At 61.4% G+C, this 26,590-nt stretch carries 25 protein-coding genes and 1 tRNA gene; 21 read left to right on the top strand and 5 right to left on the bottom strand.

Annotated elements, in window-relative coordinates; all coding sequences use genetic code 11:
* Positions 1-78: 78 nt before the first annotated feature.
* The 19 genes from ACFSOZ_RS02860 to ACFSOZ_RS02770 all read left to right on the top strand — a co-directional run bounded on the left by ACFSOZ_RS02860 (position 79) and on the right by ACFSOZ_RS02770 (position 17,859).
* Positions 79-1,188: a DMT family transporter gene (locus ACFSOZ_RS02860; protein ID WP_379093428.1), complete on the top strand. Its 1,110-nt coding sequence runs from the start codon at positions 79-81 to the stop codon at positions 1,186-1,188.
* Positions 1,185-1,880 (top strand): hypothetical protein, encoded by a 696-nt coding sequence (locus ACFSOZ_RS02855; protein ID WP_379093425.1) that lies wholly within the window; start codon positions 1,185-1,187, stop codon positions 1,878-1,880. The genes ACFSOZ_RS02860 and ACFSOZ_RS02855 overlap by 4 nt, the downstream gene beginning before the upstream one ends.
* A gap of 45 nt (positions 1,881-1,925) precedes the next feature.
* Positions 1,926-2,828, top strand: coding sequence for a DUF1194 domain-containing protein (locus tag ACFSOZ_RS02850; RefSeq protein WP_379093422.1), 903 nt, complete (start codon positions 1,926-1,928; stop codon positions 2,826-2,828).
* Positions 2,829-3,488: 660 nt separating this feature from the next.
* A complete protein-coding gene (locus ACFSOZ_RS02845) occupies positions 3,489-4,199 on the top strand; it encodes a GntR family transcriptional regulator (RefSeq protein WP_379093419.1) in 711 nt (236 codons plus the stop codon).
* The gene (locus ACFSOZ_RS02840) at positions 4,196-5,107 is read left to right on the top strand and encodes a dihydrodipicolinate synthase family protein (protein WP_379093417.1); all 912 of its coding nucleotides are present in this window, start codon (positions 4,196-4,198) and stop codon (positions 5,105-5,107) included. Before ACFSOZ_RS02845 ends, ACFSOZ_RS02840 begins: the two co-directional genes overlap by 4 nt.
* A complete protein-coding gene (locus tag ACFSOZ_RS02835; protein WP_379093415.1) occupies positions 5,100-6,617 on the top strand; it encodes an aldehyde dehydrogenase in 1,518 nt (505 codons plus the stop codon). The genes ACFSOZ_RS02840 and ACFSOZ_RS02835 overlap by 8 nt, the downstream gene beginning before the upstream one ends.
* A complete protein-coding gene (locus tag ACFSOZ_RS02830; protein ID WP_379093412.1) occupies positions 6,614-7,945 on the top strand; it encodes an NAD(P)/FAD-dependent oxidoreductase in 1,332 nt (443 codons plus the stop codon). The genes ACFSOZ_RS02835 and ACFSOZ_RS02830 overlap by 4 nt, the downstream gene beginning before the upstream one ends.
* A gap of 83 nt (positions 7,946-8,028) precedes the next feature.
* A complete protein-coding gene (locus ACFSOZ_RS02825) occupies positions 8,029-8,880 on the top strand; it encodes a glycine betaine ABC transporter substrate-binding protein (RefSeq protein WP_379093409.1) in 852 nt (283 codons plus the stop codon).
* A 90-nt stretch (positions 8,881-8,970) separates the two neighbouring features.
* Positions 8,971-10,047, top strand: a complete 1,077-nt coding sequence (locus ACFSOZ_RS02820) for a quaternary amine ABC transporter ATP-binding protein (RefSeq protein WP_379093407.1) — start codon at positions 8,971-8,973, stop codon at positions 10,045-10,047.
* Between the two features lie 14 nt (positions 10,048-10,061).
* The gene (locus ACFSOZ_RS02815; protein ID WP_379093404.1) at positions 10,062-10,910 is read left to right on the top strand and encodes an ABC transporter permease; all 849 of its coding nucleotides are present in this window, start codon (positions 10,062-10,064) and stop codon (positions 10,908-10,910) included.
* Complete coding sequence (locus ACFSOZ_RS02810) at positions 10,907-11,758, top strand: ABC transporter permease (protein ID WP_379093402.1); 852 nt, start codon at positions 10,907-10,909, stop codon at positions 11,756-11,758. Before ACFSOZ_RS02815 ends, ACFSOZ_RS02810 begins: the two co-directional genes overlap by 4 nt.
* Before the next feature lie 26 nt (positions 11,759-11,784).
* Positions 11,785-12,783, top strand: coding sequence for a 4-hydroxyproline epimerase (locus ACFSOZ_RS02805; protein WP_379093399.1), 999 nt, complete (start codon positions 11,785-11,787; stop codon positions 12,781-12,783).
* A gap of 166 nt (positions 12,784-12,949) precedes the next feature.
* A complete protein-coding gene (locus ACFSOZ_RS02800) occupies positions 12,950-13,990 on the top strand; it encodes a proline racemase family protein (RefSeq protein ID WP_379093396.1) in 1,041 nt (346 codons plus the stop codon).
* A gap of 184 nt (positions 13,991-14,174) precedes the next feature.
* The gene (locus tag ACFSOZ_RS02795) at positions 14,175-15,164 is read left to right on the top strand and encodes a GlxA family transcriptional regulator (RefSeq protein WP_379093393.1); all 990 of its coding nucleotides are present in this window, start codon (positions 14,175-14,177) and stop codon (positions 15,162-15,164) included.
* Positions 15,165-15,295: 131 nt separating this feature from the next.
* A complete protein-coding gene (locus tag ACFSOZ_RS02790; RefSeq protein ID WP_379093390.1) occupies positions 15,296-15,883 on the top strand; it encodes a TetR/AcrR family transcriptional regulator in 588 nt (195 codons plus the stop codon).
* A 107-nt stretch (positions 15,884-15,990) separates the two neighbouring features.
* A complete protein-coding gene (locus tag ACFSOZ_RS02785; protein ID WP_379093387.1) occupies positions 15,991-16,725 on the top strand; it encodes an SDR family oxidoreductase in 735 nt (244 codons plus the stop codon).
* 52 nt (positions 16,726-16,777) lie between these two features.
* The gene (locus ACFSOZ_RS02780) at positions 16,778-17,074 is read left to right on the top strand and encodes a nuclear transport factor 2 family protein (protein WP_379093384.1); all 297 of its coding nucleotides are present in this window, start codon (positions 16,778-16,780) and stop codon (positions 17,072-17,074) included.
* A gap of 155 nt (positions 17,075-17,229) precedes the next feature.
* A complete protein-coding gene (locus ACFSOZ_RS02775) occupies positions 17,230-17,583 on the top strand; it encodes a DoxX family protein (RefSeq protein WP_379093381.1) in 354 nt (117 codons plus the stop codon).
* A 202-nt stretch (positions 17,584-17,785) separates the two neighbouring features.
* Positions 17,786-17,859 (top strand) — tRNA-OTHER (locus ACFSOZ_RS02770).
* 526 nt (positions 17,860-18,385) lie between these two features.
* On the opposite strand, the gene ACFSOZ_RS02765 is transcribed toward ACFSOZ_RS02770, so the two are convergent.
* Together ACFSOZ_RS02765 and ACFSOZ_RS02760 are read right to left on the bottom strand one after the other, a co-directional pair.
* Complete coding sequence (locus ACFSOZ_RS02765) at positions 18,386-19,405, bottom strand: zinc-dependent alcohol dehydrogenase family protein (RefSeq protein ID WP_379093378.1); 1,020 nt, start codon at positions 19,403-19,405, stop codon at positions 18,386-18,388.
* Between the two features lie 43 nt (positions 19,406-19,448).
* A complete protein-coding gene (locus tag ACFSOZ_RS02760; protein ID WP_379093375.1) occupies positions 19,449-20,678 on the bottom strand; it encodes a serine hydrolase domain-containing protein in 1,230 nt (409 codons plus the stop codon).
* 150 nt (positions 20,679-20,828) lie between these two features.
* Here ACFSOZ_RS02760 and ACFSOZ_RS02755 point away from each other — a divergent pair, with 150 nt between their 5' ends.
* Positions 20,829-21,743, top strand: a complete 915-nt coding sequence (locus ACFSOZ_RS02755; protein WP_379093372.1) for a LysR family transcriptional regulator — start codon at positions 20,829-20,831, stop codon at positions 21,741-21,743.
* 125 nt (positions 21,744-21,868) lie between these two features.
* Here ACFSOZ_RS02755 and ACFSOZ_RS02750 read toward each other — a convergent pair whose 3' ends face one another.
* The 3 genes from ACFSOZ_RS02750 to ACFSOZ_RS02740 form a co-directional block, all read right to left on the bottom strand.
* Positions 21,869-23,059 carry an ROK family transcriptional regulator gene (locus tag ACFSOZ_RS02750; protein WP_379093369.1) on the bottom strand — a complete coding sequence of 397 codons (1,191 nt, stop codon included), beginning with the start codon at positions 23,057-23,059 and terminating at the stop codon, positions 21,869-21,871.
* A 165-nt stretch (positions 23,060-23,224) separates the two neighbouring features.
* Positions 23,225-24,253 (bottom strand): SIS domain-containing protein, encoded by a 1,029-nt coding sequence (locus ACFSOZ_RS02745; protein ID WP_379093366.1) that lies wholly within the window; start codon positions 24,251-24,253, stop codon positions 23,225-23,227.
* Positions 24,253-25,191, bottom strand: coding sequence for a BadF/BadG/BcrA/BcrD ATPase family protein (locus ACFSOZ_RS02740; RefSeq protein WP_379093363.1), 939 nt, complete (start codon positions 25,189-25,191; stop codon positions 24,253-24,255). The genes ACFSOZ_RS02745 and ACFSOZ_RS02740 overlap by 1 nt, the downstream gene beginning before the upstream one ends.
* Positions 25,192-25,339: 148 nt before the next feature.
* Between ACFSOZ_RS02740 and ACFSOZ_RS02735 the strand changes: the two genes are divergently transcribed.
* Positions 25,340-26,590 carry an extracellular solute-binding protein gene (locus ACFSOZ_RS02735; RefSeq protein WP_379093360.1) on the top strand — a complete coding sequence of 417 codons (1,251 nt, stop codon included), beginning with the start codon at positions 25,340-25,342 and terminating at the stop codon, positions 26,588-26,590.

Raw genomic sequence — 26,590 nt, 5'->3', positions numbered from 1 at the left:
CGTGACGCGAGGTCAATTAGGCTTCGCTAAACCAGGGCGACCGAGTCAGCAACACGCTTTGGCTCGAGGGGGTGGCGGGTGTCCAAGACTAGAGCCAATTTGCTGCTGCTGTTTGCAGCCGCTTTATGGGGCCTCGGCAATGTCGCGCAAAAGACGGTGCTTGCTCATCTCGACGCACTGAGTGCCGTCGGCCTGCGCTGCCTGATCGGTGGGCTGCTTGTGCTGCCCTTTGTCTTGATCGAAAGGCGACTGCCTGCCGGGTCGGGTTATTTCTCCAGTCTGGCCAGGGTGGGTGTGCTGTTTGCCATCTCCATCACGCTTCAGCAGCTTTGCTATCTCGGCGCCACGGTCACGAATGCAAGCTTCCTGGTGAGCACGACAACTGTGATGACACCACTGGCCGCCTGGCTGCTCATCGGCGAGCGTCCGACAGCGGGCCTTACCATAGCCGCCGGTTTGACGGTGCTCGGTGCACTGCTTTTGTCCGGCGGGATCGCCGGTCTCAGCGGCGGCGATCTCACCGCCATCCTGTCGGCTGCCTGCTATGCGCTCTGGATGGTCGAGCTTGGCCGGCACATGCAGGCCCATGCGCGACCGTTCACTGCCGCGGCGACACAGTTCCTCGGCGCCGCCGCCTTCGCCCTGCCGCTCGGGGCACTGCAAGGCAACCTGTCGCTGGCAGGTGCATTTGCAGCCGGCCCGGAACTGGCAGTCCTCGGCGTGTTCTCCACCGCAATCGCTTTCGGCATACAGATTGCCGCCCAGCGCTTCACTCCCGCCGGTCATGCCGCCGTGATCGTCAGTGCCGAAAGCGTCTTCGGGGCGCTGGGCGCGGCAATCTTCCTCGGCGAACGGAACTCACCGGCAGGCGCATTGGGTGCCGCGATCATTCTCGGTGCGATCCTGTCCGTCGCAATGTCGAACCGAACGCCGCAGGCACGCGCGCCCTTGCTGGCCGGTCCGATTCCCTTCGACGCAGCACCTGCCTTTGCGGCTGCGCCTGCAGCCTGGGCGAGCGATCGTCCCGCCACCAATTCAGGTCCAGCGGAGGAATGTGATGACCCTTGCGGTGATGCGAACGTATTCCCAACCCGGCTGCCGCTCGGCACGGCGCCGATGGCTTCAATCGGCCCGGCAGCGGTCGCTGTATCGATGGCGGCCGGACTTGTCGCGAGGTCGCCGCGATGACCGCGCGGGTAATTCCGCTCGCATATTTGGCATCGGCGCTTCGCGCCCGCATGGAGGGACCCGGCGGCTACTACAACAGCGGTAACGCGCTCGGCCTCATCGTAGGTTTGGCAATCCAGATTGCCACCGTGCCGGTCGGCTTGCATGATGGAAGCGCTGTCACCGCGGCGGTGATGGACCATTTCGCCGGCAGCCACGGTACTGTTGCGCTGACCCTTGCTACTCTGGTCTTCTTCTGGGGCGGCGAGGCCTATCACCGGGCATGGGCAAGGCCGGATGCTCCCGATCCCGCCCTCAACCGTCTGGGAGACTTCCTGTCAGGCATAGGCGCGATCGGGCTCGGCATTGCCCTGTTGCTGCTCGGCGATCCGTTGCTGGCGGCGACGTCCGGTCTGCTGCATGCGCTGGGCAAATTCGGCAGCACCCTCCATAGGCCGGGCATGCCGGTTCCACTGTGGCCGGCCGCCTGGCCCGATCCCTTCCGCAGTGCGGTGCTCGCCAGCCGGTTGCCCGCAATGTTGGCGACAAGCGTCGCCCTGGGCTGGGCTTTGCCGGAGGTCTGGTCGGGCGGCTCCTTCGCGGCACTCGCCATGCCACTGACCTTGCTCGGCTGTCACCTTTTGTGGACCAAGGCCGATCTGCTGCTGTTCGGCGTTGGGACCAAGGCCCCTCGCCAAATTTCCACATGTTGAAAATGGCCGCTTTGAAAACGACCGGTTGTCGAGATGGAGAATGACATGTTCGGAAGTGCGCATCAGGACGTAGGTGCCTTGTCTGCAGCGGTCTCCTTCCGCGAGCAGGCGCGGGCGGTACGCGGGGACTTTCTGAAGCCGTTGAAGCGATCTGCCAGAGGGCCGGCAAAGCAGGTCAGCTCATACTTGAGACTGGCGGGAACGCTTGCCGCTTCGGTGTGTTGGGGGCTGCAGGCACACGCGGCCAACGTCGATGTTGCTGTCGTATTCGCGGTCGATTTCTCGTCCTCGATTGATCCTCAGATTGCCGACCTGCAGCGCGAGGGTCATGCTGCGGCGCTCACTTCGCCAGAGATCATAGCTGCCATCACGCGGAACTACGTTGGCTGCATCAGCGTGGCCTACTTTGAATGGTCGAGTCCCGGGCACACGCGCATTGTGCTGCCGTGGACAAATATCTGCGGGCTGGAAGATGCCAAGGCGGCTGCGTCGGTGATCAGCAAGAAAGGAGATACCGGCTATATTCGCAGAGGGCGAGGCGGAACATCCGTCTCCGCGGCCATCGACGTCGGATGCCTTCTGCTCGACCAGTTCCCTGGAAACGCGGCCAAGAAAGTAATCGACATCTCTTCCAATGGTGAGAACAACGACGGACTTCCTGTTCAGCCGAGCAGGCTCAACGCCGTTGCCAAGGGATACACAATCAATGCAATCGCCATTCCAACAAAAGATGAGAATCCTGAACAACCATTGGCATCCTATTTTGCCCAATCGGTCATTGGCGGTTCGCAAGCCTTCGTCATAACGCCGAAGGGTCCAAGCGACTATACTATGGCCCTTCGCCGGAAGCTGGTGACGGAAGTCAGCATAAACGTCGACCCACAACCTCCCGCCATTGGCGGATGGGCGCTCTTCAAGCCAGTGATCCCAAACCTTGAGGAGAATTAAGCCTAAACCGCTTGTCCGCGGCTGGGCGGTACTGGGTCGTATTCTCGACTTGGCTGCGATAAGCCCTGTCGCCGAAATCTATATTCTCGATGACGATGCTTTTTTCGCGGCACAACGCCTTCCGCGCACCCGGCGCAACGTCACTCGAGGAATTGGCCCGAGCCGCAACAGGTCGAGGCGAAGGCCAGTCGACCCTCAAGTCGCTAGCAAGGCACGGCCTTGCACGAGGCATCTCCGCGCATTGATCGTCCTCGAGATTTCGACAGGTAAGTCATGATGCGACTCCGGCTCAATCTCGCTCAAGGAAGATTCAATCAACGGCGGCACCGTCGACTACAACGCTCTGCTCGAAGGCGGAATTCAGACAATCGAGCGTAATCCTGAGAAACGGTTTCGCCTGTTCCGGATCGGCGATGCCGCGGCCAGCCGGAACATTCACGCAGCTATCTACGACGCGCATCGTCTGATGATCAACGCCTGACTGTGGGCAGCGGGACTCGACTGCGAAGTCGTCGCGGCCGCCCTAAATCGATTGTACTCTTTATGTACATCAATTGTGTACTCAAATTATACAATCTGTTGACTCGCACCTCAGTTTGTGCAAATTCCTTGCCGTCGACGCGGTCGAGCCGTTGTCGCGAAACTCAGACGGAGGTCTCGATGAAGAGCGGGAAGAACGGTCTGTACGACGATCTGAAGCGGCAGATCCTGACGATGGAACTCGACCCCGACCAGGACTTGGACGAAGTGAGCCTGAGCGAGCGCTACGGCCTCTCTCGAACGCCTGTGCGGGAGATTTTTCGCCGGCTCGAGGGGGAGGGCTATATCGATATCCGTGCCAATCGCGGCGCGCGCGTTGTCCCCATGAACCATCAGACGCTCAGGCACTTCTTCCTGGTCGCGCCGATGATCTATGCCGCGATCGGCCGCCTTGCGGTCCAGAACTTCAAGCCGAAGCAACTTGCAGACCTCACGGACACGCAGGAGCGGTTCCGTACGGCAAGCGTCACTGGTGACGCGCTGTCCATGGTTCTCGAAAATAATCGCTTCCACGAGATCATCGGCGAGATGTCGGGCAATGCCTACCTGCAGCCGAGCCTTGGCCGGCTGCTGATCGATCACGCCCGCATCGGCCACACTTTCTTCCGGCCCCGTACCGATGACATGCACCGGCGTCTGCGGCTCGCCGCGGACCACCATGATGGCTTCATCGCCGCCATCGGCTCGCATGACGAGGATACGGTCGTCGACCTCGTATTCGAGCACTGGGAACTGTCGCGCGAGAACATGGAGATGTTCATCGCCCCGCAAGGATTGAAAGCGGACGCGCTGGTCGGAATGCCCGCCGCTTCGTCGGGGGAATCGTCTTGAAGTTCGAAGGTATCTACACCCCCGCGATCACACCTCTCGACCCGAAGGGGCAGATAGACCGTGACGCCTTCGCGGCGGTTCTGGAGTCGCTCATCGAAGCCGGGGTGCATGGCATCATCGTTGGCGGATCGACGGGTGAATACTACGCGCAGAGCGCACAGGAGCGCTTCGATCTCGCCGCCTATGCAAAGGAGGTCATTGGCACCCGGATTCCGCTCATCATTGGAACGGGCGCCATCAGGACCGAAGACTCGGTCGAATATGCAAGGGCGGCGAAGGAAATCGGCGCTGACGCCATTCTCGTGTCGTCGCCGCCATACGCCTTGCCAACGCAGCGCGAGAATGCGGTTCACGCACTCACGGTCGACCGCGCGGCGAACCTGCCGATCATGCTCTACAATTATCCGGCCCGCATGGGCGTGGTGATGGGAGAGGAGTATTTCTCCCGCGTCGGCAAGTCCAGGAACGTCGTGGCCATCAAGGAGAGCTCCGGCGACATGGGCAACCTCCATTTGCTGGCGCAGAAGTTCCCCCATATCGCGCTGTCCTGCGGCTGGGACGACCAGGCGCTCGAATTCTTTGCATGGGGGGCCAGGAGCTGGGTTTGCGCGGGCTCCAATTTCCTCCCGCGCGAGCATGTCGCGCTCTACGAAGCCTGCGTGCTGCAGAAGAACTTCGACAAGGGCCGCGCCATCATGACCGCGATGCTGCCGCTCATGGACTTTCTCGAGTGTGGAAAGTTCGTCCAGTCGATCAAACACGGCTGTGAGCTGATCGGCCTGAAGGCAGGCCCGGTGCGGGCGCCGCTGCGCACCCTCAATTCGGAAGAAAAGCGATCTCTCGAGACTGTCGTCACCACCTTGAAGCGCACGGTCGCCCAGATCACCGCGGAAGCAAACCATGCATGAGCCTTTGACCGCCGGCGAATACAAGGCGATTGCCGCAAACATTCAATTTCCAACCAATGCCTTCATTGATGGCGCGTTCCGTCCCGCGAATTCCGGCAAGACATTCACGACAACCAAACCAGCGACTGGCGAGACGCTTGCCGAGATCACGGCCTGCGACGCTGCCGATGTCGATTTCGCCGTGGCGAAAGCCAGGGGAGCGTTCGACGACGGCCGCTGGCATCTCCGCTCGCCTGGCGAGCGCAAGTCCGTCCTCCTCAAATTCGCGAAGCTCCTGGAGGACAACCGTCACGAACTTGCCGTCATGGAGAGCCTCGACAGCGGCAAGCCGGTCCGCGAATGCCAGACGGTGGATGTTCCCGATACGATCCATACCATCCGCTGGCATGCCGAACTGATCGACAAGCTCTATGACAATGTCGCGCCCGTGGGCTCGAACGCGCTGACCATGGTCGTGCGCGAACCGGTCGGCGTCGTTGGCTGCGTCCTGCCGTGGAACTTTCCGCTGCTAATGCTGGCCTGGAAAATCGGTCCGGCGCTCGCCGCGGGATGCTCGGTGGTCGTGAAGCCCGCCCAGGAGACCACGCTGACGACGCTTCGTGTCGCCGAACTGGCGCATGAGGCGGGTATCCCCGCCGGCGTTTTCAATGTTGTCACGGGCGGCGGCAAGGAGGTCGGCGAACCGATCGGCATGCATATGGATGTCGACATGGTGGCGTTCACCGGATCGACGCCGACAGGTCGCCGTTTCCTGCACTACGCAGCGGACTCCAACCTCAAGCGCGTCGTCCTCGAATGCGGCGGCAAGAACCCGGCAGTGGTCCTGGAGGATGCCGAAGACCTCGACCTCGTCGCCGAACAGGTGGTCAATGGCGCGTTCTGGAACATGGGCGAGAACTGCTCGGCCACGTCGCGGCTCATCGTCCACGACACGATCAAGGACGAGCTGCTGCAGCGAATCGGCGCCTACCTCCGCGAATGGAAGACGGGCGATCCGCTCGACCCGGAAAATCGCATCGGCGCGCTCGTCAGCAAGAACCATTTCGAGAAAGTTAAATCCTTCCTCGACCAAGTGAAGACCGAAAAGCTCTCCGTCGTCCATGGCGGCAAAACGCACAAGGGCATCTACATCGAGCCGACCGTCGTCGACGGCGTCAAGCCTCTGAGCCGCCTGTTTCAGGAGGAGATTTTCGGACCGATCCTTTCGGTCACGACGTTCACTTCGCTTGCCGAAGCCGTGGCTCTCGCCAACGACACGAACTACGGCCTGACCGCGTCGGTCTACACCGGAAGCCTACGCAAGGCGATTAAGCTTTCGCGCGAAATCCGGGCCGGCGTCGTGACGGTCAACTGCTTCGGCGAAGGCGACGCGACAACGCCGTTCGGCGGATACAAAGAATCCGGTTTCGGAGGACGCGACAAGTCGGTCTTCGCGCATGACAATTACTGCGAATTGAAGACGGTCTGGATCGACATCTCGGATCGTTCCGTCGATGAGACCATCCGGTGAAAGACCTCGTCGTCAAGCGTCTTCCGGCGGAATCCGGAACATCGGGCTGGGAGGCGATCAGCAGACGCAGCTTCCCCGTCCGAACGCTCGACGGCGACGTATCTGCCGACTGGCTGATCATCGGTGCGGGCTTTGCGGGCCTATCGGCCGCGCGGCGACTGTCTCAACTACGGCTTGGCGACAAGATCGTCGTGCTGGATGCGGGCGAGATCGCCAAAGGTACCGCAGGCCGGAATTCCGGCTACATGATCGACGTCCCGCACAATCTGTCGTCAGGCGAATATTCCCTCGCCAGCGAGACCGCGGCAAGGACTGAGATCGCCCAGAACCGCTTTGCGATCGCTTTCGCCGCCGACGTCGCGGCGGAATACGGCATGTCCGCGCGCACTTTCGATCCGTCGGGCAAGATCAATGCCGCGGCGACAGAGCGCGGAATAAAGCTCAATGCAAGCTACGGCCACTCGCTTGCTGGCATCGGCGAGCAGCATCGCTTCCTGGATGCAGATGAGATGCGGGAGATCACCGGATCGTCCTACTATCTGGGAGGTCTCTACACGCCAGGCGCGGTGCTGATCCAGCCCGCCGACTATATCCGCGGGTTCGCCGCAGGGCTGGCATCGAAGGCCGACATATTCGAGCATTCGCCGGTGCTCAGACTTGGGCGCCCGGGCGGGGCGTGGCGGGCCGAATCGCGTCGCGGCAGCGTCACCGCGCCGAAAGTCATCCTCGGCGTCAACGGCCACATCGAGGATTTCGGTCACTTCCGCGGCCGCTTGATGCACATCTTCACCTATGCCTCGATGACTGCTCCCTTCACCTCGAGGTCCACGGGCAAGGACAGGTGGGCATTGCTTCCGGCTGATCCAATGGGGGCGACCGTCAGGAAGATCACCACCGATGGGACCTCGCGTATCGTGATCCGGACCCGGTTCACCTACGACTGGACTGTTCAGGTCAGTGAAAAACGCTTGGCCGGAATCGCCGCCGAGCAGCGGACTTCCCTGGAAGCCCGGTTTCCGGACCTCAAGGACGTGCCGTTCGAGCATGTCTGGGCCGGGCGGCTTTGCCTCAGCAGAAACCATGTGCCTGCCTTCGGCGAAATCGAAGAGGGCCTCTACTCGGCGTGCTGCGAGAACGGGCTCGGGACCGTGAAAAGCACCCTTGCAGGCATCATGGCCGCCGATCTGGCGACAGGTACCCGCTCGGACATGCTCGACAAATTCTCGGATCAGCCAGAGCCCAAGAGGCTCCCTCCGGAGCCGCTCGCATGGCTCGGCGTCAACACCGTGATCCGACTGCAGGAATTGCGTGCCGGCCGCGAGGGATGAGCCCTCGCCGCGCAATGTGAAGACTGAGCCGACGGCAAAAGTCTTCAAAGAGAATGGGAACAAAAAACAAAGGAGTGAGTAAAATGAAGACGTTGTGGAAAGCGCTCTGCGCTGCCGCGATGGTCGGTATGACCATGCTGTCCGCTCACGCGGAAGAAAAGACCATCACAGTGGGCACGATGTCCTGGGAGGACCTCACCCCCATCACCGGCATCACCAAGAAGGTGCTCGAAGATTCCGGCTACACCGTGAAGGTGGTGCCTTTCTCCGAGTGGGGCATCGCCTACGCCGCACTTACCAAGGGCGACATCCAGATCCTCGCCTCGCAGACGGACTACGTCGCCCAGGACTACTGGGACAAGAACAAGAAGAAGCTCGAGAAGATCTCCCCGGTTTCGCATGGCTTGTTCCAGGGTGTGACGGTGCCGAAATACGTGACCATCGACTCGATGGACCAGCTCAACGACAACGCCGACAAGTTCGGCGGCAAGATCGTCGGCATCGAGCCGGGATCCGGTCTCATGCGTGATACGACAAACTCGGTGAAGGCATACGACCTGAAACTGCAGCTCGTGGAGGGCAGCACCGCTGCCATGACAGCAGCGCTCAAGTCGGCCGTTGACCGCAAGGAATGGATCGCCGTCACCATCTGGGAGCCCTCCTGGATGATGCAGAAATATGACGTCAAGTTCCTCAAGGACCCGAAGGCAATCTTCCCGCCGCCACAGAGCTACTACTGGATCGGCAAGAAGGGCTTCTCCGCCGAAAATCCGCACGCACGAGAAGTGCTCGCCAGCGTCTACGTCCCGCTTGCCGACATCACCGCGATCAGCTCTGCCGTAAATGAGGGCAAGACCATGGACGAGGCCATCAAGGCCTGGACCGACAGCCATGCCGACCTCCTGAAGCGTTGGGAAAACATCAAGTCCGAGTAATTTCGAAATGGCGGGTCGCCGAGGTCGGCGGCCCGCTCCGGAACTACGAAAACATGAAGGCCAACGCCAAGCCGGCCCATGGGGAACGCAATGAACACTGTGGTGAATGACTCCAGCGAAGTGCTGGTCGACTGCCAGTCCGTGTGGAAGATTTTCGGTGGTCGCGCTCCGGCTGCCGTCAAGGCCATAACCGAACGGGGGCTCTCCAAGACACAGGTGCTGCAAGACTTCGACTGCGTGGTGGGTGTCTCCGACGCCAGCCTCCAGGTTCGCCGCGGCGAGATATTCTGCATCATGGGGCTGTCGGGAAGCGGCAAGTCGACGCTGATCCGACTCCTCAACCGTCTGATCGAACCGAGCCTCGGCAAGATCACGGTGAAAGGAAAGAATATCGCGAAGCTCAATGCATCTGAGCTCCGCGACATGCGCGCGCGGAACATCGGCATGGTGTTCCAGAGCGTGGCACTGCTCCCTCACCGAACAGTCCTCGAGAATGCGGCTTTCGGTCTCGAGGCTCAAGGCGTTGCGAAAGAACAGCGCAACAGAACCGCTCGTGCAGCGCTCGAAAAGGTTGGGCTTTCCGACTGGACAGCGCGCTATCCCGACGAACTGTCCGGCGGCATGCAGCAGCGCGTTGGCCTCGCACGGGCCCTGGCCGCAGATCCCGAAATCATCCTCATGGACGAGCCCTTCAGCGCCCTCGATCCGCTGATCCGGCGCCAGCTTCAAGACGAATTCCGACAGCTGACGAAGTCGCTCGGCAAGTCCGCCGTCTTCATCACCCACGACCTCGAGGAAGCGATCCGCCTCGGCGACCGGATCGCCATCATGAAGGACGGTGTTGTCGTCCAGGTTGGAACGGCCGAGGAAATCGTGACCAAACCCGCCGACGACTACGTCTCGGCGTTCGTGGCCGGCATATCCAGGATTCACCTGGTCAAGGCGCACACCGTGATGCGGCCTGTTGCCGAGTTCACGAACGCGCAACCGCATGGCGACGTGAATACGCTCCTGCGCACTTCACCGGAAGCCGACATTGGCGAACTCATCGAACTCACCATGAAGTCCGATCGCGACGCGGTCGCGGTTGTCGAAAACGGAACGGTCGTCGGTGTCGTCACCATCCGGGGATTGCTCCGTGGTGTTGCCGGGATGCCTGCAGCATAGCTCGGGAGGCTAGGATGGACATTTCAGTCATTACCGACACGTTCGATAACTGGACGGATACTGCGCTCGGCTGGATCAGCGACAACGGCGAGTGGTTGTTCGACTTTATCAGGACCGTGCTTGAAGGGACCTACAACGGCGTCCTGTGGCTGCTGCAGCTCGCGCCGTTTTACCTGATCGCTGTCATCGCAGCTCTGCTCGGATGGCGACTGATCAACGCCTTGTTTGGCGTCATCGCGGGCCTTGCCCTGATCTTCTGCGCGGTCATGGGGTTGTGGACCGAAACCATGAGCACATTGGCCTTGGTGATCACCGCCACGATCATGGCCCTTGTCGTCGGCATTCCCATTGGCATCGTGGCAGGCTTTGTCAGATCGTTCGACCGACTTCTCGAGCCAGTGCTGGACCTGATCCAGACCTTGCCGCCCTACATCTACCTTCTGCCTGCGATCGCGCTGCTGGGCTATGGGCCGGCGACCGCACTTGTCGCCACGTTTATCGTAGCCATGCCTCCGGCCATCCGGCTCACATCCCTTGGCATTCGCATGACGCCGCTCGAATTCATTGAGCTCGGCCAGGCATGCGGCCTGACACCCTGGCAGATGTTCATCAAGATCCGGCTTCCTTTCGCCATCCCAAGCGTGATGGCCGGGATCAACCAGAGCCTGATGATGGCGTTCGGCATGGTGGTCATCGCCGGCATCGTCGGTTCGGGAGGGCTCGGCGAGACGATCTATTCAGCCGTGCGCACGCTCGACATCGCCACGTCGATCAACGCCGCCATCGCGATCGTCATCCTGACAATGGTGCTCGACAGACTCACTCAGAGCGCGGCCCGCCGCGCCAGCGGAGGCGCAAGATGAATCCTGATCTGGTGCAGTTTTCGCCGGGGGCTTACCTCGCCCCAGCCGTGGATTGGCTGAATACGAACTTCCATCCCTTCTTCGACGCGGTGGCCAAGCTGATCGAGGCGGTGCTGGGCGCCATCGAAGCAGCGCTCCTCTATCCGCCGCCCTACGCGACGATCGTCGTGGCAGTCCTTCTCGCCGCTCTTTTTGTCAGCGTCCGGGTTTCGGTGGTGACAGCTATTTCGCTCACGTTCTGCTTGCTGACTGGCTTTTGGGCCGCCTCGATGCAGACGCTGGCGCTGGTAACGGTCGCGGTGGTCATTTCCGTGTCGATCGCGTTCCCGCTCGGCATCCTGGCATCTCGGTATAAGAAATTCGAGGCCGGTGTGCGACCCCTGCTGGACATCATGCAGACGGTGCCGCCCTGGGTCTATCTCATCCCCGCTGTCATGATCTTCAGCCTCGGCCGCGTTCCCGCGATCATCGCGACGATTGTCTACGGCATACCGCCGATGCTGCGCCTGACAACTCTGGCCTTCAACCAGGTGCCGAAAGACCTCATGGAACTCGGTCATGCGACCGGTACTTCGCCGCGGTCGATCCTGTTCAAGATCGAGATCCCTTCGGCCACCCCGACACTGCTGGTCGGTCTCAACCAGTGCATCCTGCTGTCGCTGGCGATGGTGGTCCTGGCGGGGCTGGTCGGAGCCGGCGGCCTCGGCGCCGAGGTGACGCGGGGATTGACGCGGATGGAAATGGGTCTGGGCCTGCGGGCCGGACTGTCAATCGTCGCGCTTGCCATCTTCCTCGACAGGCTTTCCAAGGGCGCGCTGGATCGGCGCCGAAGACCTGGAATGGCCTAGTTCACCTGAACCGCGAAAGGAAAACCATGCGCCGCAGCTTCTTCTGCATAGACTCCCACACCTGCGGCAACCCGGTCCGCCTTGTCGCAGGAGGCGGTCCTCTGCTGCCCCATATTCCGATCGCCGAACGACGCGAGCTGTTCGTCCGCGATCATGACTGGATTCGGCAGGCATTGATGTTCGAGCCGCGCGGACACGACATCATGTCGGGTGCGATCATCTATCCTGCCTACCGTGATGACTGTGACTTCGCCGTGATCTTCATCGAAGTCAGCGGATGCCTGCCGATGTGCGGCGCCGGCACGATCGGCCTTGTGACGGCGGCAATCGAAGAAGGCCTGGTAACGCCCCGGGTGCCTGGCAAGCTGTCGATCGAGACCCCGGCTGGCAGGGTTGATATCCAATACGAGAAGCCGGGCGAGTTCGTGGACTCCGTCCGGTTGTTCAACGTTGCCAGCTATCTGCATGCCGCGGACGTGGCGGTCGATGTCCCCGGTCTAGGTCGGCTCGTCGTCGACATCGCCTATGGCGGCAACTATTACGCCGTCGTCGAGCCGCAGGAGTCATGGCAGGGCCTGGACGGCATGTCGGCGAGCGCCATCGTGGATCTCAGCCGTAGCCTTCGCGAAGCACTCGAACCCGTCTGCAATCCAGTTCATCCCGAAGATGAAAGAATACGCGGCGTGGACCACGCCATCTGGTGCGACACGCCCTCGAGCAGCAAGGCCGACGGCCGCGGCGCGGTGTTCTACGGTGACAAGGCTATCGACCGATCGCCGGGCGGCACCGGGACTTCGGCCCGCCTGGCACAACTATGCGGGAAGGGGCGACTGAAGGTCGGCGATACTTTCCGCCAGGAAAGCCTGATCGGCACGGTATTCGAAGGTCGCGTCGAAGCTGAGGCCGACGTCGGGCCCTTCAAGGGCATCAAGCCCAGTGTCGGCGGTTGGGCACGGATCATCGGCCACAATACGATATTCGTCGACGATCGCGATCCGTTGGCCCACGGATTCCAGATCAAGTAGGCGGAACCAGACGCATGGATAGCGTCGCGCGCGTGGCTGAACACGATTGTGTTGGACAACGATGATCCGTTCCCAGAAGGTTTCACCGCGGGAGACATTTGGGCCTGAACTTCGGGACTCGCTGCTCGTTTCGCCGTGAAGGCATTGCAATCGACAAGGAACAACAATGCGCACCAAAACCAGCATTCGTGTGGTCGGCTGCCATGCCGAAGGTGAGGTCGGCGACGTCATCGTAGGCGGTGTTCTTTCGCCTGCCGGCCGCACGATGATGGAAAAGATGATCACGATGGAACGTGATCACGACCATATAAGGCGGATGCTGATCTGCGAGCCACGCGGCAGCGTTGCCCGGCACGTCAATCTCGTGGTTCCATCGACGCGCGAGGATTGCGTCGCAGGGGCCATCATCATGGAGCCGACGGAATATCCTCCAATGTCCGGTTCGAACACGATCTGCGTTGCCACGGTGCTGCTCGAGACCGGCATGGTGCCGATGCAGGAGCCCGAGACGCGCTTCAAGCTCGACATGCCGGGTGGCGTCATCGAGGTGCGCGCCGAATGCCGCGACGGCAAATGCCTGTCGATCACCTTCCGCAACGCGCCCGCCTTTGTCGATCGCCTGGATGCCAACATCGAGGTCGAGGGGCTAGGCACGCTCACGGTCGATATCGCCTATGGCGGCATGTTCTATGCGATCGTCGATGCCAAGGCACTCGGCTTCTCGGTCGCCCCCGACGAGGCTCGCGAACTGGCGGTGGCCGGCGAGAAGGTCCGGCGGGCGGCGCGCGAACAGCTCGATGTCGTCCATCCGGAATTCGACCATGTGCGCGGCGTGTCGATCGTGCAGTTCGCGATGCCGTTCCAGGGTCCCGGCAACGTCACCCGCAACACCTGCATCGTCTCCCCGGGACGCTCGGACCGCAGTCCCACCGGAACCGGCACCTCAGCCCGCATGGCCGTCCTGCAAGCACGGGGCTTGATGGAAGTGGGTGACGTGTTGATCCATGAATCGATCATCGGCTCGCGCTTCACCGGCAAGATCGTGGAGCTGACGGAGATCGGCAGGCGCAAGGCGATCGTACCAGAGATCACCGGCCGGGCCTGGATCACGGGCGAGCATAGCTATTATCTCGATCCGACGGACCCATACCCTCAAGGCTACGTGCTGTCGGATACCTGGGGCACCTCCACCTCGGTGAAGCAGTAGGTGCGCTGACCATAGGCCTGTGCGACGCTCAAAAAACAGAGAATTCCGGATTGACCGAGACGCCCGCATCTTGATCTCATGATTGCGTCTTACGTCGCCAATGCCGTCGAATAAGGCGTACTCGGGAGAACTATCGCGCTTTGCGCCCAGCGCTGTCGGCAAATAGCCAGAGGTTCGAGCGGACATGAAATCAGCCATTGACGTTCCGGAGATCGACCGATTGAAGATCGGATTTGTTCTCGCTCGTTCCTTCACCCTTTCCGCGTTCGCCCTGTTCGTCGACACGCTTAGATTGGCAAGCGACGAGACCGACAAATCCGGCAGGGTTTTCGCCGATTGGCAACTCCTGGCGAGTAACCGAAACCTGATCACCTCCAGTTGCGGAGTCCAGGTCGCGCCGACATCGGATTTCGTGGATCCGGGTGAGTTCAACTATATCGTTGTCGTGGGCGGGCTGCTGAACAGCGAGTTCCCGGTCGACAGCGAGACAGTCAGCTACCTCAAGCGAGCCGCCGCTGCGAAGGTTCCCTTGATTGGGGTCTGCACCGGAACGTTCATCCTGGCCGAGGCCGGCCTGATGAAATACCATCAGACTTGCGTCAGCTGGCTGCACTTTCAGGCTTTCCGCGAGCGCTTCCCGGATCACGCGGTCCGATCGGACCGTCTGTTCAATCTTGATCGCACCAGGGGATCATGTGCCGGCGGCAGCAGCGCTGCGGATATGGCGGCGTCAATCGTCAGACGCCATATCAGCAGGGAGGCGGAGACAAACGCACTCGAAGTGCTGCAGATCGAGAAGGCGCGCTCGGCATCCGACATCCAGCCGCGCAGACCGCTTTCCATCGAGAGCCACGACCCCAGACTGAAGGCGGCGCTCATCATCATGGAGAACCACATCGAGCATACAATCTCCATTCCCAAGCTGGCGGCCTTGGTTGGACTATCCCGAAGGCAACTCGAGCGCCTCTTCATGGAGAAAACAAACAGTTCTCCGGCGCTTGTTTACACAAGGGTGCGTCTGGAGCGGGCGAAATACCTCCTGATGCAGACCAGGGCTCCGATGATCGAGATCGCCATCGAGGTCGGGTTTGAAAACGCCTCGCATTTCTCGAGGCTCTTCCGTCAGACCTATGGCCAACCGCCCAGCAAGTTCAGATCGGCAGTTTCGAACTGACTTGCCGGTATTCGTTCGGCCGGGCTGAGCGTGAGTACTGCCCCGCAATCACCATCAGGGTTTCTGTCTCTGGACGACAAATGGCATTGTGTGTCAAAAGAGACCCTAATCATTTCAGTGTGGAGAAAATCTTGGGTCTTCGGGAAGACAAGAAGGATCGCACGCGGATGCAGTTGCTTGAGGCAGGGCTGGACTTGATCCACAAGCATGGGTTTGAGGCGACTACTGTTGCCGATATCGCTGCCGCCGTCAGCGTTTCGCCGCGCACCCTGCTGCGTTATTTCCCGACCAAGGAAGATGTGATCGTCAGCTGGGTGCAGGACGGCATGACGATCATTCGGGAGGAACTGAAGGAACGGCTCAAGTCTGAGCCACCCGTTGTCGCGCTTCTCGCCTCAGCGCGGGCCATGCTCGCGGCTTTCGAGGAGAAATCTCGTTTCTTCCTCGCCATCGAGACCGCGATCCGTTCCAACAGGAGCATTTCCGCGCGAAAGGAACAGATGATTGCTGAGCTGATCGACGAAGTCGCTCGAATTCTAGCCTCACCGGATCGACCGTCTCCGCTCTCCTGGGTTGTCGCCTATACGGTATCAGGAACCGTTTTCGCGCTCATTCGCGCGACAATCAGCAGCTGGGTAGAAGGAAGCGCGAGGACGTCACTCCCCGATATCTTCGATCGGGCCGCCACCGTCGTGCATTTCGAAACAAATGTCACTTAGTGACATTTGTCATTGACAGACATATTCTTCCGTGCGATCCAGCGCGCTGCTAATCAGCATTGCGAAAATGCGTTGCCGATGGGCGGTGCGCTTGCTGGAGATATGGAATGTCCAAACATGAAAAGATTGCGCTCGTAACTGGCGCTACCCGCGGTCTTGGCTTTGAAACGGTTCGTCAGCTTGGGCGCAACGGCGTGTTTGTCCTGCTGGGCGCACGCGATCTTGCAACTGGCCAGGAAAGGGCTGAAGCACTGCGCGCGGAAGGGTTGGCGGTCGAAGCAATCGAGATCGACCTCAATCGACCGGAAACCATCGACGCAGCCGCATCAACGATCGGTGAGCAATTCGGCAGGCTCGACATCCTGGTAAACAACGCCGGAATTCTGCTGCTCGACACCGACGATTTTCCGAGCGTGGCCCCAACGCAGAGCCTGCGCGAAACGCTCGAGGTCAATTTCATCGGCACGGTGATCGTGACGCAGAAGATGTTGCCGCTCATTCGCAAGGCGAGCAGCGGCCGCATCGTCAACCTATCGAGCAGCGTAGGATCTCTTTGGTGGAACGGTGATCCAGGCAATCCTTCGCCCGACGTCAAGTGGCTTGGCTATGCTGCGTCCAAGGCGGCTCTCAACATGCTGACCGTACAGTTGGCCTTCGAGCTGCGTGATACACCGATCAAGGTGAACTCGGTCTGCCCCGGCTACGTCATGACGGATTTGAACAAGGGTGGCGGCTACGTCACCATTGAGGACGGCGTTCGGGCATCTGTCAAATACGCCTTGCTGGATGATGCAGGACCGACTGGCCAATTCTTCAATACCAACGGACCCATCAACTGGTAATGGCCGGAGGTTCCGGATTTTGACTCCCATCCCAACTCAAGGAGTATGAGCGGTGAAACCGTCCATCAGCGACATCATTGTGGTCAACCAAATCTTGTCGCTCTGGGGACACCTTGTCGACAAGCGCGCGTGGGACCGGTTTGGTGAAGTCTTCACCGAGGATGCCTGCTTTGACTCGAGCGTTTTCGGATTTGCGCCCGTCACCGGAATTGAAGCAATCCGCCATATGGCAAGCCGCGAAGGTCACGCCAGGGCTCATCACACGACAAATTTATATGTTCACGAAGGCCCGAACGACGAGATCGGGCGGAGTCGAAAGGTCTTGGCCTGTTGTCGAACGGCGCGGTAACGAGCGTTACCTATACGGATAGGCTTCGGCGGACGCAGGACGGCTGGCGTTTGGCGAGCCGTGTGCTCGCACTTCAACCCGCGTCGCAATGAAAATGCGCGGCATGTTTGCCGTCGGCCTGTTTCTGACCGGAATTCTACAGAGAAAGACCTTCCATGCCCAGAATTCATTGGGGAAACGTTCTCGCTTGGCTGCTTGCAGCGTTCTTTCTGGTTGGGGCCTACGGGAATACCTTCATCACTGCCGAGATTGCCGCTGACTACGCCCGGTGGGGTTATCCGGAAAGCTTCCACTATCTAACGGCAATCTTCGAATTGACGGCTGCTGTCATGCTGATCTTCAGGCCTCTGCGCCTCTACGGATCACTGCTCGGGAGTGCTGTCATGCTGGCCGCAGCCGTAACTGTTGTATTCCATGGCGAGTATGCTCACGCAACTCCGCCCTGCGTGGTCCTTGGTGTATGCATACTTGTCGCTATTCTGACCGTCAGGTCGAGACGATCACGGTAGCACTGGGGCTGCAACGACCGTCAAGTTGCGCCGGCACATTGAAGGTGGCGTAAACGAGACTTGGTTTGTGATGCGCATCGCCGTCCTTCCTGATACTTATGGGGCAGGCCGTCGCACCTTGCCCTACGTCCAATGCATGTGGCAGTTACCCCAATCTCTAAATTGTTCGACCGACCCTGGTTCAATTAGCGTGCAGAGATTAGCGCTCGTAGCTCAATCTAGGACAGAGCGGGACCTCTCGGGTAGATGCAGGTTCGAGCCCTGCCGAGTGCACCAAAGTCCTTAAAAGCCCGCCACTGTGGGGCAGCAGGCCAATATGTCGCCAAAATAGCGAAGGTCAGGCTGCAACAGCAGCCAAGCGTCAAACGTCCTCAAGATCAGCTTGACGGAGCCTGCTTCCTGCGCAGTTCATCATGGAAGTTTTGGCACTAGGTGAAATCCCACTAAGTTCGCAAGGCGAAAAATGGGTGGGAAGTTGATAAAACAATGGGCAAGAGAAAGACGTCCTTATTCCTGATAGCTCTAACTACCGTTTTACTGCTTGGCTTGCCTCAGGCTGAGGCGAGGGGCAAGTATCTCAAGAAGTTGAGACAGGCGCAGGCAGAATTGGCGAGACAGCAAGCCATCGAAAACGGAACGCCCTTGCCGCCGGAGAATCCTAAAATGGCTAGGCGGCGCGCCGCTCTGGCCGCAGCCAGACAGCGGGCCAAGTCCGGGCTATTCGTAAAGCCCAACTATCTCCCGAACGGATCCAACAGCAGCCACTAGCGTGCGGCCGGCGGCCGGCTCGCCGGTGATCTCGCTATGAGCCGATTTCGATGACCGTCTTCCCGAAATGCTGGCTGGCCGCCAGATGGCCATAGGCGGCCGCCGCCTCATCGAACCGAAAGACACGGTCGATGACGGGCCTGATGCCGGAAACCTCGACGAAACGGACAAGCTGCTCCAACATGGCTCGGCTGCCGGCAGTGATGCCGACCAAACGTTTGGCTCCGCCGATCAGGGCGCCGGGCTCGATGGAAACCGGTCCGCTGCCGGTGACCCGGCCGACGACAACTGTAGTTCCTCCTGGCGCCGTGGCCTTGAGCGAGCGCGCCAGTGTGCCTTCGCCGCCGACTTCGACGACGGTATCCACGCCTGCGCCTCCCGTCAGACGAAGCACTTCGTCCTGCCATTCCGGCATCACCCGGTAGTTGACCGTCGCTGCGGCGCCGAGTGCGCGCGCCCGCTCCAGCTTGTCGTCCGAGGACGATGCGACGATGGCGGATAGCCCGGCAGCCTTGGCCAACATCAGTGCCCAAAGGGAAACTCCGCCGGTGCCCAGCAGAAGGACACTCGAGCCCGGCTTGGCGCTGCCCGCGACAAAGAGAGCGTTCCAGGCCGTGACGCCAGCGCAGGGGAGCGTTGAGGCCTCGATGGGGGCAAGGCCAAGAGGTGCCGTAACAAACGCCTCATCGCTTGCGACGACCTCCTCGGCGAGAGTGCCATCGACCTGCGCGCCAAACGATACGGCAGTCTTGAGAGGCGAAATGGCGCCATCGATCCAGCGTGGGTAGTAGCTGGTGATCACCTTGTTGCCTGACTTGAACCGCGTCACTCCCGAGCCGACCTCGACCACTTCGCCGCAGCCATCGACCAGCGGAACGAGCGGATGGCCCGGCGAGTTGTGGAACTGGCCGTTCGCGAAGCTGAGATCGCGATAATTCATCGCCGCGGCGGCAATGCGCACACGCACCTGATTGGCCGTGAGATCCGTGCTCGGCCGCTCAATGCTGCGCAGGCCGGCGAGCCCGTCTCCGGCCTTGATCTGGTAAGCCTTCATGGAATTCTTCCTTGATTGTCGGTGCAGCAGATTGGAACCGCGGTCACGCCGCATAGACGGCGCGTCGGATCGCCAGCGGGAACTCGCCGGTCATGCCGGCGACAGCCGTGTTCGTCAGGACGACGACGGAGGTCGCCTTTGCCGGATCGACCCAGAAATTGGTGCCGTAGACGCCGGACCAGTTCCAGGCACCGGCTGTGACGGGCGATCCCGCCTTGGCCGGGTCCAGAAGAATCTGGACACCGAGCCCCCAACCGAAGCCAGGCCCGGCACTTACCTGCAGATCGCCGATGGCGTTTTGGGTCATTGCGGCAACGGTTTCGGGGCGGATGATGCCCGGGCCGCCGGTGCGCATCGCCTCGGCAAAGCGCAGATAGTCGTGGGCCGTGCCCACCATGCCGACCCCGCCTGAGAAGAATGCTGCCTCGTCGAAAGCGCGGGCCGGCGAATAGACGATGCCGCTGCGGCCGAATTTCAGGGTGAAGGGTTCGGTCATCCGCACGGGCTCGGGCGAGGCGTCGCCATAGGGCGTGGCCGGTGGTCGGGCTGCCGAGGCGATGAAGTCCACGCTGGTCATGCCGAGCGGGCCGGTCACGATGGCTCGCACGGCTTGGGCAAGGGTCGTTCCCGTCACCTGTTCGATTACCGCACCGAGGACGTCGATCGCCACGGAGTAGTGCCAGGCTGTTCCGGGCTCGAAGAGCAAAGGCGCCGAGGCGATGCGCGCGACATTCTCCCCAAGCGAGAGGCCGGACCTGTCCAGACCGTCCGAGATCTTGAGGCGGTGATACGATCCGTCCTCCGGCTCGAGGAAGCCGTAGCCGAGTCCGGCCGTATGTGTGAGCAAATGCCGAATGGTGATGATCGGTTGCCGACCGTCGGTCAGCTTCGGGCGGAAGTCAGGCAGCCAGCGGGTGACGGGATCGTCTATGGTGAGCCTGCCGGCGTCGACCAGCGCCAGAGCCGTCACACAGACGATTGGCTTGGTCATCGAGGCGAGCCGGAAGACGTCGTCAATGCCTGCCGGTTCACGTGCTTCCCTGTCTTTAAAGCCCGCCGCACGCTGATAGACGATGTTGCCGTTCTGGGCCGCCACGACGCTCGTGCCAACGATCCGGCCGGAAGCGACGGCGTCGTCCATAGCGGCGTCGAGCGCCTTTGCCGGCGCCCACATGGTGGAGGCTGACTGGGTGGTATCGGCTAAAGTCGTCCCGGTCACGGCGGGAAGCAAGCCGGCGACAGACGCTGCGGCAATGAAGTCGCGTCGCGACATCCTCAGGTTTGCGGATACTGGCGGTGTTGGTTGGTTCAGGTTCATCGACTTGCCTCGTGGAAGCTCGTTTCAGGCAAGATATGGTTTTCCCCCACAGTTGATAATATACTGAGCAATTGGTTCACTTCATACTAGTGGTAAGAAATAGCCATGCTCGATCGCATCACCGGAATGCAGGTGTTCTCCCGCTCGGCTCATGCCGGCAGTATTTCGGCTGCGGCCCGGCAGATGGACCTGTCTCCCGGCATGGCGACGAAACATCTCGACGCCCTGGAAGCGCGGCTCGGCGTCAGGCTGTTTCACAGAAGCACGCGGAAGCTCACGCTCACCGAACCCGGGCAGCAATATCTTGAGCTCTGCAGTCGCCTGCTGCCGGAGCTTGACGAAGTGGAGGCGCTGATCGCTTCGCAGCGCGTCGAGGCGACCGGGCTTCTGCGGCTGAACGCTCCGCTATCGTTCGGCGTACGCTATCTGGCGCCGCTGATCCCGGCTTTCACCGAAACGCACCCCAAGGTCATGGTTGATCTCGGCCTGAATGACCGCGTGGTCGACCTCATGGGCGAAGGCTGGGATCTCACGATCCGCGTCGGGCATCTGAAGGACAGCCGCCTGATTTCCAGAAAGCTCGCCGACAGCACGATGATCGTCTGCGCGGCGCCCGCGTATTGGGCCAAGCACGGCCGCCCCGGACTCTGGACGGACCTTCAGCAGCACAACTGCCTGGGATTTGCATTCACGAACTTCGCAAGGCCCGATGAATGGTTTTTCGGGCGGAACCGGGAGCGCAGCGTTGCCGTCAAGGGCACGCTGCGAGCCAACAATGGGGACGCGCTCGTCGCGGCCGCTGGCACCGGCCTGGGTGTCCTTTACGAGCCGCAATTCATCGTCGCGGATGCAATCCGGCAAGGCCTGCTGGAAGAGATCAAGCTCGATCAGCCGGCCGCGGACCTCGGCGGCATACACCTGGTCTACTCGCCCGACCGCTCCCCACCCGCGAAGGTCCGGGCCATGATCGATTTCCTGGTTGCGGCATTCACGCCGCGACCGCCGTGGCACCTTGATTGACGCCGCCGCGACGTTCGCGCGCCCGCGTATTCACCAGATTGCGCAATCGTCCTTCATGCACATACAGCATGGCGGTCTCTGGACGGCCAGCCGGCGCGCGTCGGTATCGATGATCCGTCCGAATCCTATGCGGCTGGCAGCGGCGGTAAAACCACGGCCGGATGGCGATCCTCGCGCAAGAGAAGCCCAAGGCTGTAATCCAGCGCAAGCTTGGTGGCGCCAAGCGCCGTTCCGCTATCCTCCAGCGAGCTGACCGCGATCCTCGTGGGCCAGGCAAGTTCGCTGGCGACGCGCTCGACCTCGGCTGTCATCAACGCATTTCGTCCGACGCCGCCGCCAAGCACTATCAATCCCGGATCGAGCACACCTATGCACCCGGCCGCCAGCCGGCCGATGTCGGCGGCGTGGCGCGCCACCGACAGGAGGGCAGGCGGCGATCCGGCTATTGCTCGCTCAAACAACTCCTTGGCTGAGTCGGGCGGCTCGCCCTGATCGGCCGGCCAGTCTTGCCGGCAACGGGAAACGAGAGCTTTCGAGCCAAGATAATGCTCCAGCCCTTCGCGAGAGGGCGTCTCGCTCGGAGACCAGGGAAAAGGCATGCGGCCGACTTCTCCTGCGGCACCACCAGCTCCGCGGAACAGGCGGCCTTCGGTGATGAACCCAAGACCGACCCGCACGCCGACTTGCAGAAAGGCAAATGTCTGATGGCCTTGGGCGGCGCCAAAATGCATTTCGCCAATGGCGGCGCAGTTGACGTTGTTTTCGAGGATGATCGGCACCTTGAAATGGCGGCGAAGCTCTCGAAGAACAGCATCGGGACCGTTCACGTGGTCCATGCCAAGACGGCTGGGGGATACAATACGCGGCACGGCAACGGCGATGCTGCGCAGCACGCGGAAGCTCTTTCCAACCTTTGCCAGGATCGACCTCGTCACCGACAGGATCACGGCACCTACGACATCTGGATATGCTGCTCCGGCCTCCGGGATCGTCTCTTCCAGCGCGGCCAGCGGCTGGGCATCCATTGAATACGCAACGGCACGCACCTGTGCTGCGCCCACGTCTATGCCGATCACGCATCCGGCGCCCGGGCCGATGCCATAGACAGTGGCCGTACGCCCGATGGCGCCGCGCTCGATCCCGCGCGAGGCAACGAGCCCCAGCGCGCTGAGTTCCGACACGGCTGCCGACATGGTCGGCTTCGACAGGTCAAGCATCGCGCCAAGCTTGGGCCGCGTGACCGGTCCATGTGAAGCGAGCACGCGCAGGACGGCGCGGGCACTTTCAGTCAGACTGGGAATTTCTGGTGAAGCCATAAGCGGTGTTCAACCCACCCTGAAACGCCGATGCGTCTGGTCGCAATTCGACGTTGAAATCACGAATCAACAAAGCCGAGTTCATTGTGCGGTGTTTTGACAATTTCTGCGAACGTGCCCGGCCAGGCGTCAACCGCGCCGGATACCAGCCATCCTTGTGAGACTCTAGAGCTCGGTTGGCGACCAAGGCTTCAGCTTGGTGTCGGCCTGGCGGTAGCGGAATGTTATGTCGGTCAGGCTGGCCTCGTCCTGCATCTCGCCAACGATCGCCTGCAGGGCGATGATCTCCAGAATGCAGTCTGCCATGGCATTGCCAAGCGTCGGAATGGAGATGACAAAGAGCTTGTCCCGCGGCGCGATGTCCGTTCGGTGTGTGATAAGAACAGAAGGACAGCCGAAGGCGGCGACATCGCGCGCGATCTGCACTTCGCGGCCATCGCCGAAAACAATGAGGCCAGTGGTCGGATCCTGTGATTCCATCGGACCGTGCAGGTAGTTCAGCGTATCCCAACCGGATGCGGGAATCCGAACCGCCTCGCGGATCAAGATGGCCGCCTCGCCGGCATTCGCAAATCCGATGCCTGCTCCGACGATATCGATCGAGGTTCGGCCCGCGAGCAAGCGGGCGGCCTGTCCGGCAGGAATGCCTATACCGTCCAGCACGGTGGCGGCCACTGGTGGCAGCCGCTTCCAGGCGAAGGGCGGCTTGCTGCCGGCAATCCTGTCGATCAGCATGCCCAGCGCCAGCAATGTGCCGGTGTAGCCTGTCGAGCTGGCGCCGTTGTCGGCGCCCGATGCCGTGGCGATTGCCGCGCCGGTTATGGCGGTCAACGGATTGTCGCTGCCGCGACAGATGGCGAGACGAGGATAGGCCCTGGCCTCCTCCATGACATCGGCGATCTCGCGGCTCTGCCCCGATGCCGAGAGTGCAACGAAAGCCTCGGCTGCGGCACCGGTCCTGCCGTAAAGTTCCGTCGGCGAATAGGCGAAGGCCTTGGTGCCAGAAGCCCGCAGATAGGTCGCGCCCGCCAACGCCGCCTGATAACTGGCGCCGATGCCGGCAAAGCCAATCACCTTGCCGCTGAAATCGGCAAGGGCCAGGGCCTCGAGTGCGCCGGCAACCGCCCGCACGCCCGCTTCAAGACTCTCGGCCTGTCGCGCGACAGCTGCCCGGTAGCCGATACGCTTCATCATCATTCATGCTCCACTGTCGATGCGTTGCTCTGCGAGGCCCCACCGCTGGCCGCGACGAGGCGTCTGGCGATCGCCACGGCGCCGATCACCGGCGGCTCGCGCAACAGCACCACCTGACTGCTGGGCGAAATCGATGCCATCGCCTCGACAAAGGCCTTCATCAGCATGGGCTGCTCGGCGATGACGCCGCCTCCGGCGACGACCAGCGCCGCATTGGCGCCGCGTTCAATCAGCACTTCGACGAGTGCGGCAAGCCCCGCTCCACCTTCCCTGATGACACGGATCGCCAGCGGAGAGCCCGCGACCGCGGCGTCGAAAACGGCATTGGCATAGCGGCCCCATATCGCGGCGCCCCGCGTCTCGTTGAGCAGAATGCCAAGCTTGGTCTGGTCGTCCGTGTCGAGTTCGCGCATCAGCGCGCCAATCAGCGGGTCGCCATCCTGGCCGCGATCGAGCACGCCGCGTATCGCCTTGGCTGCCTCGCGCACCAGCGCCGCCGCACTGCCTTCATCACCTAGGATCCATCCCCAGCCTCCGGCAGCCAGCATCCTGCCCTCGGCTGTCCGCGCCACTGCGATCGATCCCGTCCCCGCAACAACACCGACGCCGTCGACATAGCCGGCGGCGGGAACCATCAGTTCCGCGTCGTTTACCACTTGTACCTTGCCGCCCGTCTGCTGCGACAACAGCGCCTGAAAACGCCGGCATTGTTCGTCCGTGTCGCAGCCATGGGCGCCGACGGCCATGGCGTCGGGGGCCGAGCCGCCGCACAGATCGATGACTATACCGGCAAGCTTCACCGCATCGGCCTCCATCTGGCGAATGCGCCAGCCATCGGTGACGATCGTCTCGTCGACCATCGTCAGGCTGCCACGGCTTGCCATGATGCGCGTCTTGGTGCCGCCGATATCCACGCCGGCCAACAGTTTCTGGTTCACGGACACTCACCCTGCAGGCTGGCGAGGCGGGTCGCCTTCGCTTAAATCACGTTAGTTAGGAAACTTTACAAACTATCTTCCCAGACGGCAAGAACTATGATTTGATAATCGTCGTGAAAAGCGCATCAAGCGCATGGGAGATTGCAACATGAGCAGGAGAAGGATTGGTCTCGCCCTGGCGGCCGCGTCTTTCGCATGGGGACTCGCAGCAGGCGTGGCGCATGCCACGGACATCTCGTTCTGGACCTGGCGCCAGGAAGACAAGGCAGCCTACAATGAACTTTTCGCCGATTTCACCAAAGCCAACCCGGACATCCATGTGAAGTTCGAGTCGTTCCCGGACGAGAATTATCCGACCATCGTCTCGACGGCTCTGGCCGCCGGCAAGGGCGGCGACGTCATCCACACCCACGCCTATGGCTGGCTGGAGCAGTTCGTGAAAGCCGGCTATTTCGAACCGCAGGACATGACCACCGTGCCCTCGCTCGCCAACCAGCCCGCCGATGCGCTGGTGGCCGGCACCTACCGCGCCGACAAGAAGGTCTATTCTCTGCCCTTCGCCTCACAGACGCTTGGCCTGTTTATCAACAAGGATGTCTTCGCCAAGGCCGGGCTGAACCCGCCGACCACCTGGGACGAGTTCGTCACCGTCAGCAAGGCGCTGAAGGAAAAGGGCATTTATCCCTTGGCCAACGGCATGGGCACCAGCTGGTTCAACGAGATGTTCGTGGCCATCTTCACCAACCCCTTCCTCGGCCCGGACTTTGTCAGCGACCTGACCAGCGGCAAGACCACCTTCAAGGACCCGCGTTATGTCGCGGCACTCGGCAAACTGCTCGAACTGCGCGACTACATGCCCGACGGCTTCGAAGGCATCGACTACGAAACCGCCGGCCAGCTGTTCATCAGCGGCAAGGCAGCGATGCTGGCGGGCGGCAGCTTCGACATCGCCACCTACAGGACGCAGAATCCGGCCATCAACATGGACTTCATCGCCCCGCCCATGGCCAAGGCCGGCGACACGCCTCAGGTCACCAAGTTCTTCGACGGCGGCTATGCGGTCAACGCCAAGTCGCCCAACAAGGAGGCGGCGCTCAAGCTGGTCAACTGGATGGGCACCAAGGAGTTTGGCGACAAGTTTTCGGCCCTGCTCGGCAACATTTCGCCGATCAAGGGCGTCGTCATCAAGGACGAGCTTCTGTCGCATGTCGCCAAGTTGAACGAGACCGCAATGCCGCATATCAATGTCGTCTACTTCCGTTTCGAAAAGCCGACGGGATCGGAGCTGCTGCAGGGCGACATCACCAAGATGATGTCGGGTTCGATCACCCCGGACCAACTGGCCGCCGACCTGACCGACGGCCTCGCCAAGTGGTACAAGCCTTTCCAGGGCAAGTGA

Origin of the sequence: Mesorhizobium newzealandense, from assembly GCF_042682145.1 — a bacterium.
Lineage (GTDB): Bacteria > Pseudomonadota > Alphaproteobacteria > Rhizobiales > Rhizobiaceae > Mesorhizobium > Mesorhizobium newzealandense.
Note: the sequence above shows the minus strand (reverse complement) of the source record. Positions and strands in the feature narration are given on the sequence as shown.